This is a genomic window from Mesorhizobium sp. M1A.T.Ca.IN.004.03.1.1, assembly GCF_003997555.1.
In the GTDB taxonomy this organism is placed as follows: Bacteria; Pseudomonadota; Alphaproteobacteria; order Rhizobiales; family Rhizobiaceae; genus Mesorhizobium.
Window position 1 is genome coordinate 183,986 of record NZ_RZTV01000005.1, and the last position, 15,563, is coordinate 199,548.

At 64.8% G+C, this 15,563-nt stretch carries 18 protein-coding genes; 9 read left to right on the forward strand and 9 right to left on the reverse strand.

Annotation, left to right across the window (positions count from 1 at the left end; genetic code table 11):
* Nucleotides 1-40 precede the first annotated feature (40 nt).
* From ccmB to EOD29_RS17935, 3 genes are all read left to right on the forward strand, one after another.
* Complete coding sequence (gene ccmB / locus EOD29_RS17925) at nt 41-706, forward strand: heme exporter protein CcmB (RefSeq protein ID WP_095779955.1); 666 nt, start codon at nt 41-43, stop codon at nt 704-706.
* A 128-nt stretch (nt 707-834) separates the two neighbouring features.
* Complete coding sequence (gene ccmD / locus EOD29_RS17930) at nt 835-1,008, forward strand: heme exporter protein CcmD (RefSeq protein WP_127216031.1); 174 nt, start codon at nt 835-837, stop codon at nt 1,006-1,008.
* A complete protein-coding gene (locus tag EOD29_RS17935) occupies nt 1,005-1,586 on the forward strand; it encodes a DsbE family thiol:disulfide interchange protein (protein ID WP_095782731.1) in 582 nt (193 codons plus the stop codon). The genes ccmD and EOD29_RS17935 overlap by 4 nt, the downstream gene beginning before the upstream one ends.
* An 80-nt stretch (nt 1,587-1,666) precedes the next feature.
* Here the strand turns inward: EOD29_RS17935 and EOD29_RS17940 are convergent, their stop codons facing one another.
* A complete protein-coding gene (locus EOD29_RS17940) occupies nt 1,667-1,834 on the reverse strand; it encodes a hypothetical protein (protein WP_082953829.1) in 168 nt (55 codons plus the stop codon).
* 228 nt (nt 1,835-2,062) lie between these two features.
* Between EOD29_RS17940 and EOD29_RS17945 the strand changes: the two genes are divergently transcribed.
* On the forward strand, nt 2,063-2,980 hold the full coding sequence (locus tag EOD29_RS17945) for an SMP-30/gluconolactonase/LRE family protein (RefSeq protein WP_127216030.1): 918 nt from the start codon (nt 2,063-2,065) through the stop codon (nt 2,978-2,980).
* A gap of 12 nt (nt 2,981-2,992) precedes the next feature.
* Here EOD29_RS17945 and EOD29_RS17950 read toward each other — a convergent pair whose 3' ends face one another.
* The 8 genes from EOD29_RS17950 to EOD29_RS17985 all read right to left on the reverse strand — a co-directional run bounded on the left by EOD29_RS17950 (nt 2,993) and on the right by EOD29_RS17985 (nt 10,404).
* On the reverse strand, nt 2,993-3,526 hold the full coding sequence (locus EOD29_RS17950) for an NADPH-dependent FMN reductase (protein ID WP_127216029.1): 534 nt from the start codon (nt 3,524-3,526) through the stop codon (nt 2,993-2,995).
* A gap of 39 nt (nt 3,527-3,565) precedes the next feature.
* A complete protein-coding gene (locus EOD29_RS17955; protein WP_127247352.1) occupies nt 3,566-4,186 on the reverse strand; it encodes a pyridoxamine 5'-phosphate oxidase family protein in 621 nt (206 codons plus the stop codon).
* Nucleotides 4,187-4,209: 23 nt separating this feature from the next.
* A complete protein-coding gene (locus EOD29_RS17960; protein WP_066991739.1) occupies nt 4,210-4,875 on the reverse strand; it encodes a septation protein A in 666 nt (221 codons plus the stop codon).
* A 41-nt stretch (nt 4,876-4,916) separates the two neighbouring features.
* Nucleotides 4,917-6,827 (reverse strand): signal recognition particle-docking protein FtsY, encoded by a 1,911-nt coding sequence (ftsY, locus tag EOD29_RS17965; protein WP_127247353.1) that lies wholly within the window; start codon nt 6,825-6,827, stop codon nt 4,917-4,919.
* Nucleotides 6,828-6,840: 13 nt separating this feature from the next.
* Nucleotides 6,841-8,169 carry a tRNA (N(6)-L-threonylcarbamoyladenosine(37)-C(2))-methylthiotransferase MtaB gene (gene mtaB / locus EOD29_RS17970; RefSeq protein WP_127247354.1) on the reverse strand — a complete coding sequence of 443 codons (1,329 nt, stop codon included), beginning with the start codon at nt 8,167-8,169 and terminating at the stop codon, nt 6,841-6,843.
* The gene (gene dapF, locus EOD29_RS17975; protein WP_127247355.1) at nt 8,169-9,053 is read right to left on the reverse strand and encodes a diaminopimelate epimerase; all 885 of its coding nucleotides are present in this window, start codon (nt 9,051-9,053) and stop codon (nt 8,169-8,171) included. The genes mtaB and dapF overlap by 1 nt, the downstream gene beginning before the upstream one ends.
* A 116-nt stretch (nt 9,054-9,169) precedes the next feature.
* The gene (locus EOD29_RS17980) at nt 9,170-9,331 is read right to left on the reverse strand and encodes a DUF1328 family protein (RefSeq protein ID WP_066991727.1); all 162 of its coding nucleotides are present in this window, start codon (nt 9,329-9,331) and stop codon (nt 9,170-9,172) included.
* Between the two features lie 59 nt (nt 9,332-9,390).
* The gene (locus EOD29_RS17985; RefSeq protein WP_127247356.1) at nt 9,391-10,404 is read right to left on the reverse strand and encodes an MBL fold metallo-hydrolase; all 1,014 of its coding nucleotides are present in this window, start codon (nt 10,402-10,404) and stop codon (nt 9,391-9,393) included.
* A gap of 132 nt (nt 10,405-10,536) precedes the next feature.
* Between EOD29_RS17985 and EOD29_RS17990 the strand changes: the two genes are divergently transcribed.
* From EOD29_RS17990 to sucC, 5 genes are all read left to right on the forward strand, one after another.
* Entirely contained in the window at nt 10,537-10,980 is a 444-nt protein-coding gene (locus EOD29_RS17990) for a VOC family protein (protein WP_245322415.1), read from the forward strand.
* Between the two features lie 191 nt (nt 10,981-11,171).
* A complete protein-coding gene (locus EOD29_RS17995) occupies nt 11,172-11,711 on the forward strand; it encodes a protease inhibitor Inh/omp19 family protein (RefSeq protein WP_095779966.1) in 540 nt (179 codons plus the stop codon).
* A gap of 78 nt (nt 11,712-11,789) precedes the next feature.
* The gene (gene zapE, locus EOD29_RS18000) at nt 11,790-12,986 is read left to right on the forward strand and encodes a cell division protein ZapE (protein ID WP_127247357.1); all 1,197 of its coding nucleotides are present in this window, start codon (nt 11,790-11,792) and stop codon (nt 12,984-12,986) included.
* Between the two features lie 388 nt (nt 12,987-13,374).
* The gene (gene mdh / locus EOD29_RS18005; protein ID WP_067323649.1) at nt 13,375-14,343 is read left to right on the forward strand and encodes a malate dehydrogenase; all 969 of its coding nucleotides are present in this window, start codon (nt 13,375-13,377) and stop codon (nt 14,341-14,343) included.
* Between the two features lie 25 nt (nt 14,344-14,368).
* Nucleotides 14,369-15,562 carry an ADP-forming succinate--CoA ligase subunit beta gene (sucC, locus tag EOD29_RS18010; protein WP_095799609.1) on the forward strand — a complete coding sequence of 398 codons (1,194 nt, stop codon included), beginning with the start codon at nt 14,369-14,371 and terminating at the stop codon, nt 15,560-15,562.
* The last annotated feature ends 1 nt before the right edge of the window (nt 15,563 follow it).

A 15,563-nucleotide genomic window follows, 5' to 3' on the forward strand; every position in this document is an offset into this window, starting at 1 on the left:
TGTCGGCGCGAGGCACCCCTGGGCGAAGGCATATCAAGTCATGCTAGCCCTCTTCCTCCGCGATATCCGCCTCTCCATCCGCGCCGGCGGCGGCGCGCTGATCGGCGTCATCTTCTTCCTGGCGGTGATTGCCACGATCCCGTTCGGCGTCGGGCCCGACCTCAACCTGTTGTCGCGCATCGGTCCGGCGATCCTGTGGATCGCCGCCCTGCTCGCCTGCCTGCTTGGGCTCGATCGCCTCTTCCAGGCCGATCGGGAGGACGGCTCGCTCGATCTTCTGGTGCTCAACAGCGACCGTCACATGCTGGCGTTGACGGTGCTGACCAAGTGTCTGGCGCATTGGGCGGGCAGCGTGCTGCCGCTGGTGATCGCGGCACCTTTGCTCGGCCTGTTCATGAACATGGAGCCGCTCGGTATCGGCGCGACGGCATTTACGCTTCTTGTCGGCACGCCGGCCATAACCTTCATCGGCGCCGCCGGAGCGGCTGTGGCTGTGGCGCTGCCGCGCGGCGGGCTCTTGATCTCCGTGCTGGTGCTGCCGCTCACCATTCCGGTGCTGATCTTCGGCGTCTCGGCGAGCTATGGCGCGGTGGCCGATCCCGCGCCGTTCCTGCAGCCCTTCCTCATTCTTGCCGCGCTGACGCTGTTTCTTGCCGTGGTCGGACCGCTGGCCGCGGCGCTGGCGTTGAGGCACGGGACGGATTGAGGCGCTGGGGCGTTTCTCAACTGCGGCGCCGCGCCTGATTGCGCGGCATGTGCCGCAGAGTTAAGGGAAGGCATGGTCGAACGGATTGGCATGGCAGGCGCGGAAGGTGCGCAGATGGAGCGGCTGATATGAGCGCGCATGCTCTCTATGTCGCCGCCGCCTATGCCATCAGCGCGATCGTGCTCGTCGGGCTGATCGGCTGGATCCTGCTCGACCAGCGGGCGCGCAAGCGTGAGCTCGCGGCGCTCGACGCGGCCGGCGTGCGGCGGCGCTCCGACAAAGTCGGGACGGCGAAGCCGTGAGCGCGGAAACCGGAGCCCCGGCGTCGCCCCGTCGCCGCCTGTTCGTGCTGCTGCCGCTGCTGGTTTTCCTGGGCTTGGCGGGGTTGTTCCTGTCGCAGCTTTTGTCCGGCCGCGACGAGTCTGAAATTCCCTCGGCCCTGATCGGCCTGCCGGCGCCGCAGACGAACCTGCCGCCGCTCGAAGGCTCGAACCTGCCAGGGCTGGACTCGAAATCCTTCGCCGGCAAGGTGACGCTGGTCAACGTCTTCGCATCATGGTGCGCGCCGTGCCGGGAAGAGCATCCGGTGCTTTTGGCGCTGTCGCAGGACAAGCGGTTCACGCTTGCCGCGCTGAACTACAAGGACGAGCCGGCAAACGCCCGTCGCTTCCTTGGCGATCTCGGCAATCCCTACCAGGCGATCGGCGTCGATCCGGCCGGGCGCGCGGCGATCGACTGGGGCGTCTACGGCGTGCCGGAGACCTTCGTCATCGGCAAGGACGGCAAGATTGCCTATAAGCATGTCGGGCCGCTGACGCCGGAATCGGCGAAGGATTTGCTGTTGCCGCAGATCGAGAAGGCCCTGGCGGTTTCGGGTTAGGCGCCCCTTGCGTCGTCATTCCAGTGCAAGGCAAGGAGCGAAGCGACGCGGCGCAAAGGCCGGCTCGACCGGCCTCGGACTCAACCGTAAATCTGCTTGTGGATCTGGTAGAGCATCTCGGAGCGGTCGGCACGCAGATCGGCGAGATCGCGGCTCGACAGGTTCTCGATTTCTGCGACGAGACGATTGTAGTGGCGGCGCTTGGCGAGGTTGGTGCGAGCGCGGGTGACGAGGTTGTCGAAGATCATGACGAGGTTCCTTCTGAGTTATTCCTCCCTGATCGATTGCGAGAATGACATAGGAATGGTGCACTGCAAAAGAAAGATGTTGCAATGCACCATTGCAAGCAGCGCATAGCCGGTTAATGGCGTCTTAGCCCCTTCACGCGTCAACATGCCGTGAGAGGCATCCGCGATCTTGCCTTCTCCGCTCTGTGCTGGCTTGATCGCGCGTCTTTGATTGCCGGGAGGGAAAGCATGACGGCCGCTGACTATGAACTTCTCGATCCGCGTTTTTCGCGGCTGTTCAACGCCAATGAGCGGGTTGAGAAGCTGTTCACCGGGTGCCGGTGGGCGGAAGGCCCGGCCTGGTTCGCCGCCGGCCGCTACCTTGTCTGGTCCGACATCCCCAACAACCGCATGCTGCGCTACGATGAGACCGATGGCAGCGTCAGCGTCTTCCGCCAGCCGTCCGGCAATTCCAACGGCAACACCGTCGACCGGCAGGGCCGGCTGATCACCTGCGAGCATTCGGGCCGCCGCGTCAGCCGCACCGAGCCTGACGGTTCGGTCACCACCGTCGCCGACAAATGGCGCGGCAAGCGGCTCAACTCGCCCAACGACGTCGTCGTCCGTTCCGACGGCTCGATCTGGTTCACCGATCCCGCCTACGGCATCGACAGCGATTATGAAGGCGACCACGCCGAGAGCGAGATCGGCGCCTGCAATGTCTACCGCATCGACCCCGGCACGGGCGAGATCGATGCCGTCATCACCGACATGGTCAGGCCCAACGGGCTCGCCTTCTCGCTCGATGAAAGCCTGCTCTATGTCGCCGACACGGGCCGCACCCATGGCGCCAAGAACCCCGCGCATATCCGCGTCTTCAATGTCGGCAAGGCCGGCAAGAAGGTCTCGGGCGGCAAGGTCTTCGCCGACTGCACGGCCGGCCTGTTCGACGGCTTCCGGCTCGACGAAAGCGGGCGCATCTGGACGAGCGCCGCCGACGGCATCCATTGCTACGATCCGGACGGCACGCTGATCGGCAAGGTCAAAGTGCCGGAAGTCGTCGCCAATTGCGTCTTCGGCGGCGCCAAGCGCAACCGCCTCTACATCTGCGGCACCACATCGCTCTATGTGGTCTGGCTGATGGTGAATGGGGCGAAGACCTATTGACCGGCAACGGCGTCAGCGGCCGCGGATAAAGCCGGCGAAAGCCCGAACCGCGTCGCGCATCGCCTGCCGACTGGTCGGCTCAGCCAGGATTTCTTCCACCTCCGGCGGCTTCTTGCCGAGCAGCGCGATCTCGAGCGCGGTCTCTTCGTAAAGCGCGAAGGACATCGTGCGCATGATCTCGGCAAGGGCGGCGCGGGCAAAGAGCGAGCGCGGCGAGGCGTGCACCAGCAACGCCGGCTTGCCGACGGCGGCGTCGCGCGACACCAGCCAGTCGAGCGCGTTCTTCATGCCACCCGGCACGCCATGGGCGTATTCGGGACAGGAGACGATGACGCCATCGGCGCGGGTGACGGCCTCGATCAGGTATCTTGCCTCACACGGCGTGCGCTCGCCCTCTTCATCCGGGTTGAAGATCGGCAAGCGGCCGAGCCCGTCATAGACGGTGACGCGGCAATCCGCAGGCACGTTGGCGGCAAGCGCCGCGACAAGGGCCGAATTCGTCGAGGCGGCGCGCAGGCTGCCGGATATGGCGAGGAGGTTCAGCAAGGGTGACGGGGGCGGTTCGGACGAATCGTGCCCGGGAGCCTACCACATGGTCTGCCGGTAATCGTCGTCCAGTTCGCGGTCGATCTCGCCGGCGCTCTCTGTAAGCGCCAGCTGGTCGCGGATGATCTGGCCGAGCGTCGGCAGGCTCGCGCGGTCATACCAGGTCTCCGGCTCCCACAGCTCGGAGCGCATAAAGGCCTTGGCGCAGTGCATGTAAGCGGCCTTGGCCGTCACCACGATGACGCTCAGCGGCTGCTTGCCGTCGACGGCCAGGCGGGCGCGCAGTCCGGCGTCGATGGTTATGTGGGCTTCGCCGTTGACGCGCAGCGTCTCGTTCATGCCGGGAATGAGGAAGAGCAACCCTACCGATGGGTAACGAACGATGTTTTCCAGCGTGTCCAGCCGGTTGTTGCCTGGACGGTCAGGGATGGCGATAGTGGAACTGTCGAGGATAGCGGTGAAGCCGGGCTTGTCGCCCTTCGGGGTCACGTCGGCATTGCCGGCGCCGTCGGAGGAGCCGATCAGCACGAATGGGCTCTTGCCGATGAAGGAACGGCAGTGGCCACCGAGCGCCTTGAGTTCCTTGCGGATCGACCCGTCGGTCGGCCGCGGCGTCTTGTAGATCGTCCTCAACTCATCGCGCGTGGTGAGGAATTCCATGCCGCCCCCTCCCGGAACCTGCTCTATTTACTCGCCTGCTCTTCCTTAGTTTTTTCCTCCAGCGAGTGGCGCATGATCAGCGGCATCTGGCTGAAGGTGAAGAGAAGCGTGATCGGCATGATGCCCCAGACCTTGAAGGTAACCCAGGCATCCGTTGAAAAATTCCGCCACACGACTTCATTGACGAGGGCCAGGAAGAGGAAGAACAGGCCCCAGCGGAAGGTGAGCTTGCGCCAGCCTTCGGCATCGAGGCTGAAAGCCGAGTCGAAGACATAGCCAAGCAGCGACTTGCCGAAGAAAAGGCCGCCGAGCAGCACGCCGCCGAACAGCGTGTTGACGATGGTCGGCTTCATCTTGATGAAGACGTCGTCCTGCAAATAGAGCGTCAGCGCGCCGAAGATAAGGACGACGACGCCCGACACCAGCGGCATGATCGGCAAGGTGCGGGTGAGCAGCCACGAGGCGATCAGCGCCAACGCGGTGGCGGCCATGAACAGGCCGGTGGCGACGAAGATCGGGCCGCCGAGCTCGGCCAAGGCCGGAAATTTCTGCGCCAGCCATTCGCCGCGCGCATTGGCGAAGAAGAAGACCAGCAGCGGCCCGAGCTCGAGCACCAGCTTGAGCGGGGGGTTGATGCCCTCCTTCTTCTGTTTCTGCGGGTCGGACGGGTCGCGTTCGAGGATGTTCATGAAAGTCCTTGTTGTCCCGAAAGTCGGCGCTTTTGGGTCGTTCAAGCAACGCCGGCGATTGCCCTGGCGAATTCGCTGGCCGAGAAGGGTTCGAGGTCGTCGACCTGCTCGCCGACGCCGATGAAATAGACCGGCAATCTATGCTTGGCGGCGATCGCCACCAGAATACCGCCGCGCGCCGTGCCGTCCAGCTTGGTCATCACCAGGCCGTTGACGCCAGCGACGTTGCGGAAGATCTCGACTTGGCTGAGCGCATTCTGACCGGTGGTGGCGTCGACGGTCTGCAGCACGGTGTGCGGCGCCTCCGGATCGAGCTTGCCCAGCACGCGCACGACCTTTTCCAGCTCCGCCATCAGCTCGGTCTTGTTCTGCAGGCGGCCGGCCGTGTCGATGATCAGCACGTCGGAGCCTGCCTCCTTCGCCTTCTCGAAGGCATCGTAGGCGAGGCCGGCGGCGTCGGCGCCAAGCTTGGTGGCGATGACCGGCGACTTCGTGCGTTCGCCCCAGATCTTCAGCTGCTCGATGGCGGCCGCGCGGAACGTGTCGCCGGCCGCCAGCATGACCGAAAGCCCGCCTTCGGTCAGCTTGGCCGCCAGCTTGCCGATGGTCGTGGTCTTGCCGGTGCCGTTGACGCCGACGACCAGGATGACATGCGGCTTGTGGCTGAGATCGAGCTCGAGCGGCTTGGCGACCGGGGTCAGGACTTTTTCGACTTCCGCCGCCATCACGGCGCGGACCTCCGAGTCGGAAACGTCCTTGCCGTATCGGCTTGAGGCGAGAGAATCGGTGACGCGCAGCGCCGTCTCGACGCCAAGATCGGCGCGGATCAGCACGTCCTCCAGATCCTGCAGCGTGTCTTCGTCCAGCTTGCGCTTGGTGAAGACGCCGGCGATGTTGCCGGTGAGCTCGCGCGAGGAACGGGCAAGCCCGTCGCGCATGCGCTGGAACCAGGAGCGTCGCGGGGCCGGCTCCGGTGCCTTCTGCGGCTCGGCCTTCTGCTCGACCTTTTTGGCGACCGTCACCCTGCCGGCAGCGGGGGTCGGCGGCGGCGCGGGGACGGCTTCCGGCTCGGGCGCGATCTCGGCAAGGATCCGCCCCGGCTCGACCGGCGCAGCCTGGCGAATGGGAGGCAGGGCTTCCGCCGGCGGAGCTGGCTCCGGTGGCGGCAAATCCTCCGCAGGCTGACGCTGCGCCTCACCCTCATCCTCTCCCCGTGAAGAACGCGGAGAAGGGGGCGTCGGCGTTGGCGCTTCTTCCTTCTCCCCGTCACTATACGGGAAGAAGGTGCCGGCAGGCGGATGAGGCGCGGCGCCGACCTCTAAAGATGGCTCGATAGAAGGTGCCTCGCCCGGTGGAACTTCGATCGGCGCTGGCGCCTCGGCCGGGACTTCGCTGGGCGTCGTCGGCACTTCGACGGGCCCCGGCACCGGCTGCGGCTCCGGACGCGAAGGCTCGATCTCCGGCTCGGCCGGCGCGGGTGCAGGCACCTCCTGCGGTGCCGGCGCGGGCACCGGCTCAGGTGCAGGTTCGGGCGGAGCGGGCACTTCCTCGGGTGCCGGCGGCTGCGGCTGCTCCGGGGCGGGCCGCGGCTCTTCTTCCGGCTGGGGCTGCGGCAGCGGCTCCGGCTCGGATGGAACGACCGGCTCCGGTGCCGGCGGGATGACGGGTTCCGGCGCCGGCGGAATGTCCGGTGCGGGTTCGGGCTTCGGCTCCTCGGGAACCGGTTGTGGCGCAGGTCCTGCCTCCCCCTCGATGGGGGAGGTCCCGAGCGCAGCTCGAGGGTGATTGGCGCCGGCGTCGGCGCTGCGGAACGTAGGCTCCTGCTCGGTTTCCGGTTTCAGCGCCTCGAGCGCGTCCCATTTGATCGGCGGCAGGGGCGCGGTCTCGTCGACGCGCTCCTCGACGACTTCCTTCTTGCCGAACGAAAATATCTTCTTGAAGAAACCAGCCATACGTCTTGCAGTCTCAGGCGGCTTGCGCGGCGAGCGGCGCCGCGATCAGCCGGGCGCCGTCATGGCCGGTGACAACCGCCTCGACGATCTCGCTCGGCTGTCCAACGCCAATCGCGGCAAGCGTGAAACCTTCGGTTCGGCCTAGCCCATCGCGCTCGATCAGGATCGATTGCCGCGTGCCGGCAAGGGCGGCCAGATGGCGACGGTAGGCGGCCTCGCCGGCGGCGCGCAGCCTTGCGGCACGCTCTTTCACCACCTCGCGGCCAAGCTGCGGCATGCGCGCGGCGGGCGTGCCCTCGCGCGGGCTGAACGGGAAGACGTGGAGGTGCGTCAGGCCGCATTCCGCGACGATTTTCTCCGAGTTTTTGAACATCGCCTCGGTCTCGGTCGGGAAGCCGGCGATGATGTCGGCGCCGAAGACGATGCCGGGACGGAGCTTGCGCACGTCCTCGCAGAAGCGGATCGACTGATCGCGCAAATGCCGGCGCTTCATGCGCTTCAGGATCATGTCGTCGCCCGATTGCAGCGACAGATGCAAATGCGGCATCAGCCGCGGCTCGGTGGCAATCGCGTCGAGCAGCTCGTCGTCGGCTTCTATGGAATCGATCGACGACAGCCTCAGCCGCTTCACCTCGGGCACCTGTCGCAGGATCGTCTTCACCAGCTTCCCAAGTTTCGGGCTGCCCGGCAGGTCGGCGCCGAAGCTGGTCATGTCGACGCCGGTGAGCACGATCTCGGCATAGCCATTGGCTGCGAGACGCTTGACCTGCTCGACCACGGCGCCCATCGGCACCGAGCGCGAATTGCCGCGGCCGTAAGGAATGATGCAGAAGGTGCAGCGATGGTCGCAGCCATTCTGCACCTGCACGAAGGCGCGCGCCCGGCCCTCAATGGCGTCGACCATGTGGCTCGCCGTCTCGCGCACCGAGAAGATGTCGTTGACGCGCGCCTTCTCGGTATCGTTGACGCCGAAGTCCGGCAGCGCGCGGTAGGAGTTCGCCTTGAGCTTCTCCTCATTGCCGAGCACCAGGTCTACCTCGTCCATGGCGACGAAGTTCTGCGGCTCGGTCTGCGCGGCGCAGCCGGTGACGATGATGCGCGCTTCAGGGTTCTCGCGACGGGCCTTGCGGATCGCCTGCTTGGCCTGGCGCACGGCTTCGGCGGTGACGGCGCAGGTGTTGAAGATGACGGCGCCGCCTTCCAGCGCGCCGAGGCCGGCGCTTTCGGCCTCGCGGCGCATCACCTCCGATTCATAGGTGTTGAGGCGGCAGCCGAACGTGACCACGTCGATACCGTTGCCGATAGGCCCTTCGGGCGCCGGGCCCTTTTGAAGAGCGGACATCAGGCGGCGCTTTCGGTGTCGCGGGCCCAGGCGCCGGTCGAAGGGTCGAAGCTGCCGGAAAACTCCCATTCGGCGGCGCCGGTCAAAATGACGTGATCGTCGTCGCGCCACTCGACATTGAGCTCGCCGCCGCCGGGCGTGACCAGCGACACGCTGCGGCCGGTGCGCTTGGTGCGGGCGGCTGCCACCACGGCGGCGCAGGCCGCGGAGCCGCAGGCCTTGGTGAGACCCGCGCCGCGCTCCCAGGTGCGGATGATCATCGTCTCGGGCGAGGTGACCTGAGCGATGGTGATGTTGGCGCGCTCGGGAAAGATCGGATGGTTCTCGAGCAGCGGACCGAATCGGTCGAGCTCGTAGGACCAGACGTCGCGGTCGACCCAGAAGATCGCGTGCGGATTGCCCATCGAGACGACCGAAGGCGAATGCAGCACCGGCGCATCGATCGGGCCGATCTGCAGTTCGATCATGCGAGTGTCGCGGAACTCCTCGGCAAGCGGGATCTCCTGCCAGCCGAAACGCGGCTTGCCCATGTCGACCGAGATCGAGCCGTCGGCATGTTCCTGAGCATTGAGAATGCCGGCGCGGGTTTCGAAGGTGAAGGTCTTTTGGCCGGTCTCGGCCGCAAGCGCCTGCACGACGCAGCGCATGCCATTGCCGCAGGCCTGCGCACCGGTGCCGTCCGAATTCAAGATGTCGACGTAATAAGCAGTGCCGGTCGTGCGCGGATCATGGATCGCCATGATCTGATCGAACTTGGTCGCCGCGTCGGCATTGAGGGCAATCGCCGCGGCTGCGGTCACCTTGTCGCCACGGCCGCGCATATCGGCGACGATGATCTCGTTGCCGATGCCGTTCATCTTGGCGAATGGGGCAGTGCCTGCCATCTAACCGGTCGTTCCAATTCCGTTTGGCGCTATATGGCGGAAACGGGCGGGAATTACCAGTGCAACGCGACTCCCGGCCAGGACGCGGCTCTGGCCTGCCGCGGCGAATATGCGAGCTAAGTCACGGCGAAGACGCCGAGCACGATCAGCAGGAAGATGATCAGCACAATACCGATCAGTATGCGGGCACCTGTGGCGGCGGCGCCGGCGAGCGCGGGCATGCCAAGCAGGCTTGCCGCAGCGGCAACGATAAGAAGGATGATGATCCACTTGATCATGGAAAGCTCCGAGGCGGATTTGCGCTGTGCAACCAACGCGTTTGCCCGGGCTGGGTTCCTTAGCCAGGCGGCGGCACATCCCATGCTTCGCCCGGGCGCATGACGCGAAAACGCTTCGGCGAAATGCCTTCGGCCGTCAGTGCCTCGGCGAGCTTTTGCGCCGGTTCCTCGATCGGCTCGTCGGTGAGCTGAAAGGTGCCCCAGTGGCAGCCGGCAGCATGGACGGCGCCGCACAGCCTCATGCCCTGGACGGCTTCCGCCGGATTCTGGTGCTGCGGGGCCATGAACCAGCGCGGCTCATAGGCGCCGATCGGCAGGATGGCCAGCCGAAACCCGCCATGCTTTTCCGCCATTCGGCGGTAGTTGGTGCCGCCATGGAAGCCGGTGTCGCCGGCGAAATAGACCTTGCCGCCCGCCGTATCGACGACGAAGCCCGCCCACAGCGCCATGCGCCGGTCGCGCCCGCCGCGCGGCGACCAGTGATGCACCGGCTCGATGTGGATGATGCCGTCGCTGGCGACTTCGACGCTGTCGCCCCAATCATGTGCCGACACGCGCATGCCGGGCACGGCAGTGCCGATGATCGCATCGTTGCCGAGCGGCGTGATCACCATCGGGTCGTGGCTTTGCTTCAGCCGCTTGAGGGTCGCGAGGTCGAGATGGTCGTAGTGGTTGTGACTGAGCAGCACCAGGTCGATCGGCGGCAAGTCGCAAAAGGCGATGCCCGGCGCGTTGACCCGCTTCGGTCCGGCGAAGCCGAAAGGCGAGGCACGCTCGGACCAAACCGGGTCGGTCAGGATATTCAGGCCGGCTGTCTGGATGAGCAGCGAGGCGTGACCCACCATGGTGAGCCGAAGCGCGGCGCCTTCGATCCGTTGTTCGGGCTTCGCCTGCGGATATGGGCTCGGCCAGGCCGCCGGCCATTTCGAGCGCCCACCGCTCAATTGCCATTTCAGCAAATCGGTGAAGCGCGCCGGCGGCCTGCCGTCGGGATTGAAAAAGAGGCTGCCGTCGAAATGATCGCTGAGTGGGCCGCTATAGTAGCGGTTGGCTGCTCTTGTTCTTGCGGCCATCGTTTCTCCGCCCGCTCCCTGTCGCTTGTCCTGAAATAAGGACGCCGCCGCCTGGCGCAAGCATTTTGCTGGGGAATGCCAAGGGCCAACGGTCTGCTTCGACTAGGATCGACGATGTGGAGGAACAACACCGTGGCGAAGAAGCGGACCGGGACACCGTGGATGAAGGCCGAGGATTTCGGCCGCTCGCTGCCGCATGGGCTGGGCGTCAACTTGCTTGTCACCGACATGGCGGCGATGGAGGCTTTCTGCCGCGATGTGCTAGGCGCGCGCATCATCTATGCCGACGAGGATTTCGCGGCCATCGAGCTGCTGGGCTCGATCTTCATGCTGCATGCCGACCATTCCTATCTCGACAATCCGATGACCGGCGTCTTTGCCGGAGCCGAAACGCGTGGCGCCGGCATCGAGCTGCGCCTCTATGGCGCCGATCCGGATGCGGTCGAAAAAAAGGCGGCAGCACTCGGCCACATCGTGTTGGCCGGTTCGATCGACAAGCCGCATGGCTTGCGCGAATGCTATATCGTTGGTCCGGACGGGTATCTCTTCGTGCCCAGCGCGCCGCTGCAAGCCTGAAATTTCAAGACGTTACGGTCCAATTTCTCGACTGGCGCCCCGGTAAGGAAGGCCGTCGCGACAAATTTGCAACACCAGCTCCGAAAACCCTATTTTAACCATATCGGGTTGAAATTCTGCCACCTTCGCCATCTTGGTGAAGCGAGTGTTTACGCGGACGGCGCCCCCCACCGGATCCGACGGAGGTTGGAATGACTTTTTCGAAGACTGGCCTTTTGGCCGTATCGCTGGCCGCGCTCGTTGCGAGCGGCTGCTCGACCTCGCGCTTCTCATCGATGGACGATCAGCAGCCGGCGCCGCTCACGCCGGCGCCCTCCGGCACGGTGACGCAGAACCAGCTGCCGCCGCCGGCTGCTCCGGGCACCACCGACCCGTCGCAATTCCCCACCGCGCCGAAGAACAGTCAGATGGCTTCTCTGCCGCCGGACGGTTCGGCGCCCACGGGCGCTGCGGACCTGACCGCGGCCAGCGTCGCCGGCGTCTGGAATGTCAGTGTCTCCGGCCAGAGCTGCAAAGTGGCGACGCCGCAGACCAAGTTCGGCGCCGGCTACCGCGCCGGTCCGCTGCATTGCCCGGCTCCGATCGACGGCATCAAGTCGTGGAATGTCGCCGGCAAGCAGCTGACGCTCTACGACGAAAACGGCGGCACGCTGGCCAGGCTCTATTCCTCCGGCGGCGAAAAGTTCGACGGCCAGACTTCCAACGGCCAGCCGATCTCGCTTACAAGGTAGGGCGGACCCTCCCCTATTGTTTCACGCAGTTTCGGATGACAAGCCGCTTTCCGAAATTGCCCGAGAACGACGTGACCTATGCACCTGCGTGACGGCCTTCAGACGCATGCGACCGTCAGGCAGCGCTACGACCATCTGGTGGAAACCGGCGTGGTCGAACGCGATCCGGCGCAGGAGCGCGTCGTCGCCGCGCTCGACCGGCTGACCGACGAGATCTCCGCAAAAAGGCTGGCGCAGAAATCGAGCGCGCTGGGCTGGCTGTTCGCGCGCAGCAACAAGCCGCGCGAGGCCGTCAAGGGCATTTACATCCATGGCGGCGTCGGGCGCGGCAAGACGATGCTGATGGACATGTTCTTCGATCTCCTGCCGGTCAGGCGAAAGCGCCGCGTCCATTTCAACGATTTCATGGCCGACGTGCAGGACCGCATCCAAAAACACCGGGCGGCGCGCAAGAACGGCGATGTCAAGGAAGACGATCCGATCCCGCCGGTGGCGAGGGCGCTGGCCGAGGAGGCCTGGGTGCTGTGCTTCGATGAGTTTTCGGTCACCGACATTGCCGATGCCATGATCCTGTCGCGCCTGTTCTCGGCGCTGTTTTCCAAAGGCGTCGTGCTGGTCGCCACCTCCAACGTCGCGCCTCATGACCTTTATCGAGACGGCCTCAACCGGCAGCTTTTCCTGCCCTTCATCGGCCTGCTCGAACGTCATGCGCATGTGCTGACGCTGGATGCCGAAAAGGACTACCGGCAGGAAAAGCTCAACCGCTTGCCGATCTATGTCACGCCCGCCGACGCCGCGGCCGACCGCGCGCTCGACGACGCTTGGAAGACGATGACACATGGCAGGCCGACCGCGGCGATGACGCTGACGCTGAAAGGGCGTCAGCTCGTGGTGCCGCGCGCTGCCGGCGATGCCGCCCGTTTCTCCTTCGCCGATCTCTGCGAAAAGCCGCTCGGCGCGCGCGACTATCTGGCCATCGCCGACCGCTTCTCGACCGTCTTCATCGACCATGTGCCGGTGCTCGGCGAAGGCAAGCGCAACGAAGCCAAGCGTTTTATTCTGCTCATCGACACGCTTTACGACCACCACATGCGGCTGGTGATGAGCGCCGCCGCGCCCCCCGAGGGGCTCTACACCGCCAGGCGCGGCACGGAAGTCTTGGAATTCGAGCGCACTGCCTCGCGACTGATCGAAATGCAGAGCCGCGACTGGCTGGAAGGCTGGGCGGAGAGGCGGCAAGTCGGGGCGGAACCCGCGGAGGCGCGGCAGGCGTGAACGTAGCCGCCTGGAGTCGTCATCCTTAGACAGAGCGACGCGAAGCGATAAGCGCTTCGTCGCTTGAATGCGCACCTGCCAAACCGCTCGGCCGCCCCACTTGCCTCTGTCCGCCCCTCCTAAAATCACAACGGCGTCATCGCCGGGATGAAGGCCTTCTGATTTCATCGTTTATTGTATAAATTCTGGTCAGTTAGCTCGAAAATTTTGACGTTTACGTAATTCCCAATGCATCTAACCGATTGAAAACACTGGGTGCAAAATAACCGTTTGAATTTACTCCATGCCGGAGCTATTGGGTTCGGCGAAATCCCGCGGTTTCCCGCATTCCTTCCGGCCCCCGGCCCCCGTCACGGCACCGTCACAGACAAAGGGAAAACATCCTGACATGGCACGCAACAAGATAGCGCTCATCGGCTCGGGCATGATCGGCGGCACGCTCGCCCATATGATCGGCCTGAAGGATCTCGGCGACGTGGTGCTGTTCGACATCGCCGAGGGCATTCCGCAGGGCAAGGGTCTCGACATCGCCCAGTCCTCGCCGGTCGACGGATTTGACTCCAGACTGACAGGCGTCAACGACTATGCCGGCATCGAGGGCGCAGATGTCTGCATCGTCACCGCCGGCGTGCCGCGCAAGCCCGGCATGAGCCGCGACGATCTTCTCGGCATCAATCTCAAGGTCATGGAACAGGTCGGCGCGGGTCTCAAGAAATACGCGCCGAAGGCGTTCGTCATCTGCATCACCAACCCGCTCGATGCCATGGTCTGGGCGCTGCAGAAGTTTTCGGGCCTGCCGACCAGCCATGTCATCGGCATGGCCGGCGTGCTGGACAGCGCCCGCTTCCGCTACTTCCTGGCGGAAGAGTTCAAGGTCTCGGTCGAGGACGTCACCGCCTTCGTGCTCGGCGGCCATGGCGATTCGATGGTACCGATGATCCGCTATTCGACCGTGTCGGGCATCCCGCTGCCCGACCTCGTCAAGATGGGCTGGACCTCCAAGGAGAAGCTCGACCAGATCGTGCAGCGCACTCGCGACGGCGGCGCCGAGATCGTCGGACTCTTGAAGACCGGCTCAGCCTATTACGCGCCGGCGGCCTCGGCCATCGCCATGGCCGAATCGTACCTGAAAGACAAGAAGCGCGTGCTGCCCTGCGCGGCGCACCTGTCCGGCCAGTACGGCGTCAAGGGGACCTATGTCGGCGTCCCCGTGGTGATCGGCGCCGGCGGTGTCGAGCGCGTCATCGAGATCGACCTCTCCAAGGCCGAGCAGAAGATGTTCGACAATTCGGTGGCGGCCGTGCAGGGCCTCACCGAGGCCTGCACCAAGATCGCCCCGCATCTCGCCGGCAAGTAATCGTCCTTCTCCGGAGACCAAGCGCATGAACATCCATGAATATCAGGCCAAGGCGCTGCTGAAGTCGTTCGGCGCCCCCGTCGCAAGCGGCGTTCCGGTGTTCAAGGCAAGCGAGGCGGAAGCCGCCGCCAAGACGCTGCCCGGCCCGCTCTATGTGGTGAAGAGCCAGATCCATGCCGGCGGCCGCGGCAAGGGCAAGTTCAAGGAACTGCCTGCCGACGCCAAGGGCGGCGTTCGGCTGGCGAAGTCGGCGGCGGAAGTGATCGCCAACGCCAATGAGATGCTCGGTCATACGCTGGTCACCAAGCAGACCGGACCCGCCGGCAAGCAGGTCAATCGCCTCTATATCGAGGACGGCGCCGATATCGACCGTGAGCTCTATCTGTCGATCCTGGTCGACCGTTCGGTCGGGCGCATCGCCTTCGTCGTCTCGACCGAGGGCGGCATGGATATCGAGGCGGTGGCGCATGACACGCCGGAGAAGATCCTCACCGTCGCCATCGATCCGGAAAAGGGCGTGACGGCCGATGATGTGAAGAAGCTCAACGCCGCGCTGAAGCTGGACGGCGATGCGGCGCAAGACGGCGACACGCTGTTCCCGCTGCTCTACAGGGCCTTCGTCGAGAAGGACATGAGCCTGCTCGAGGTCAATCCGCTGATCGTCATGAAGAACGGCCGGCTGCGCGTGCTGGACGCCAAGGTGTCGTTCGACAACAACGCTCTCTTCCGCCATCCCGACGTGATGGAGCTGCGCGACACCACCGAAGAGGACGAGAAGGAGATCGAGGCGTCGAAATACGACCTCGCCTATGTCGCGCTCGAGGGCAATATCGGCTGCATGGTCAACGGCGCCGGCCTCGCCATGGCGACGATGGACATCATCAAGCTCTACGGCGCCGAGCCGGCCAATTTCCTCGATGTCGGCGGCGGTGCTTCAAAGGAGAAGGTGACGGCGGCGTTCAAGATCATCACCAAGGATCCGGCGGTCGAAGGCATCCTGATCAACATCTTCGGCGGCATCATGAAGTGCGACGTCATCGCCGAGGGTGTGATCGCCGCGGTCAAGGAAGTGGGGTTAAAGGTGCCGCTGGTGGTGCGGCTGGAAGGCACCAATGCCGAGCTCGGCAAGAAGATCATCAATGACAGCGGCCTGAACGTCGTGTCGGCAGACGACCTCGACGACGCGGCCAAGAAGATCGTCAAGGCGGTGAAGGGCTAAA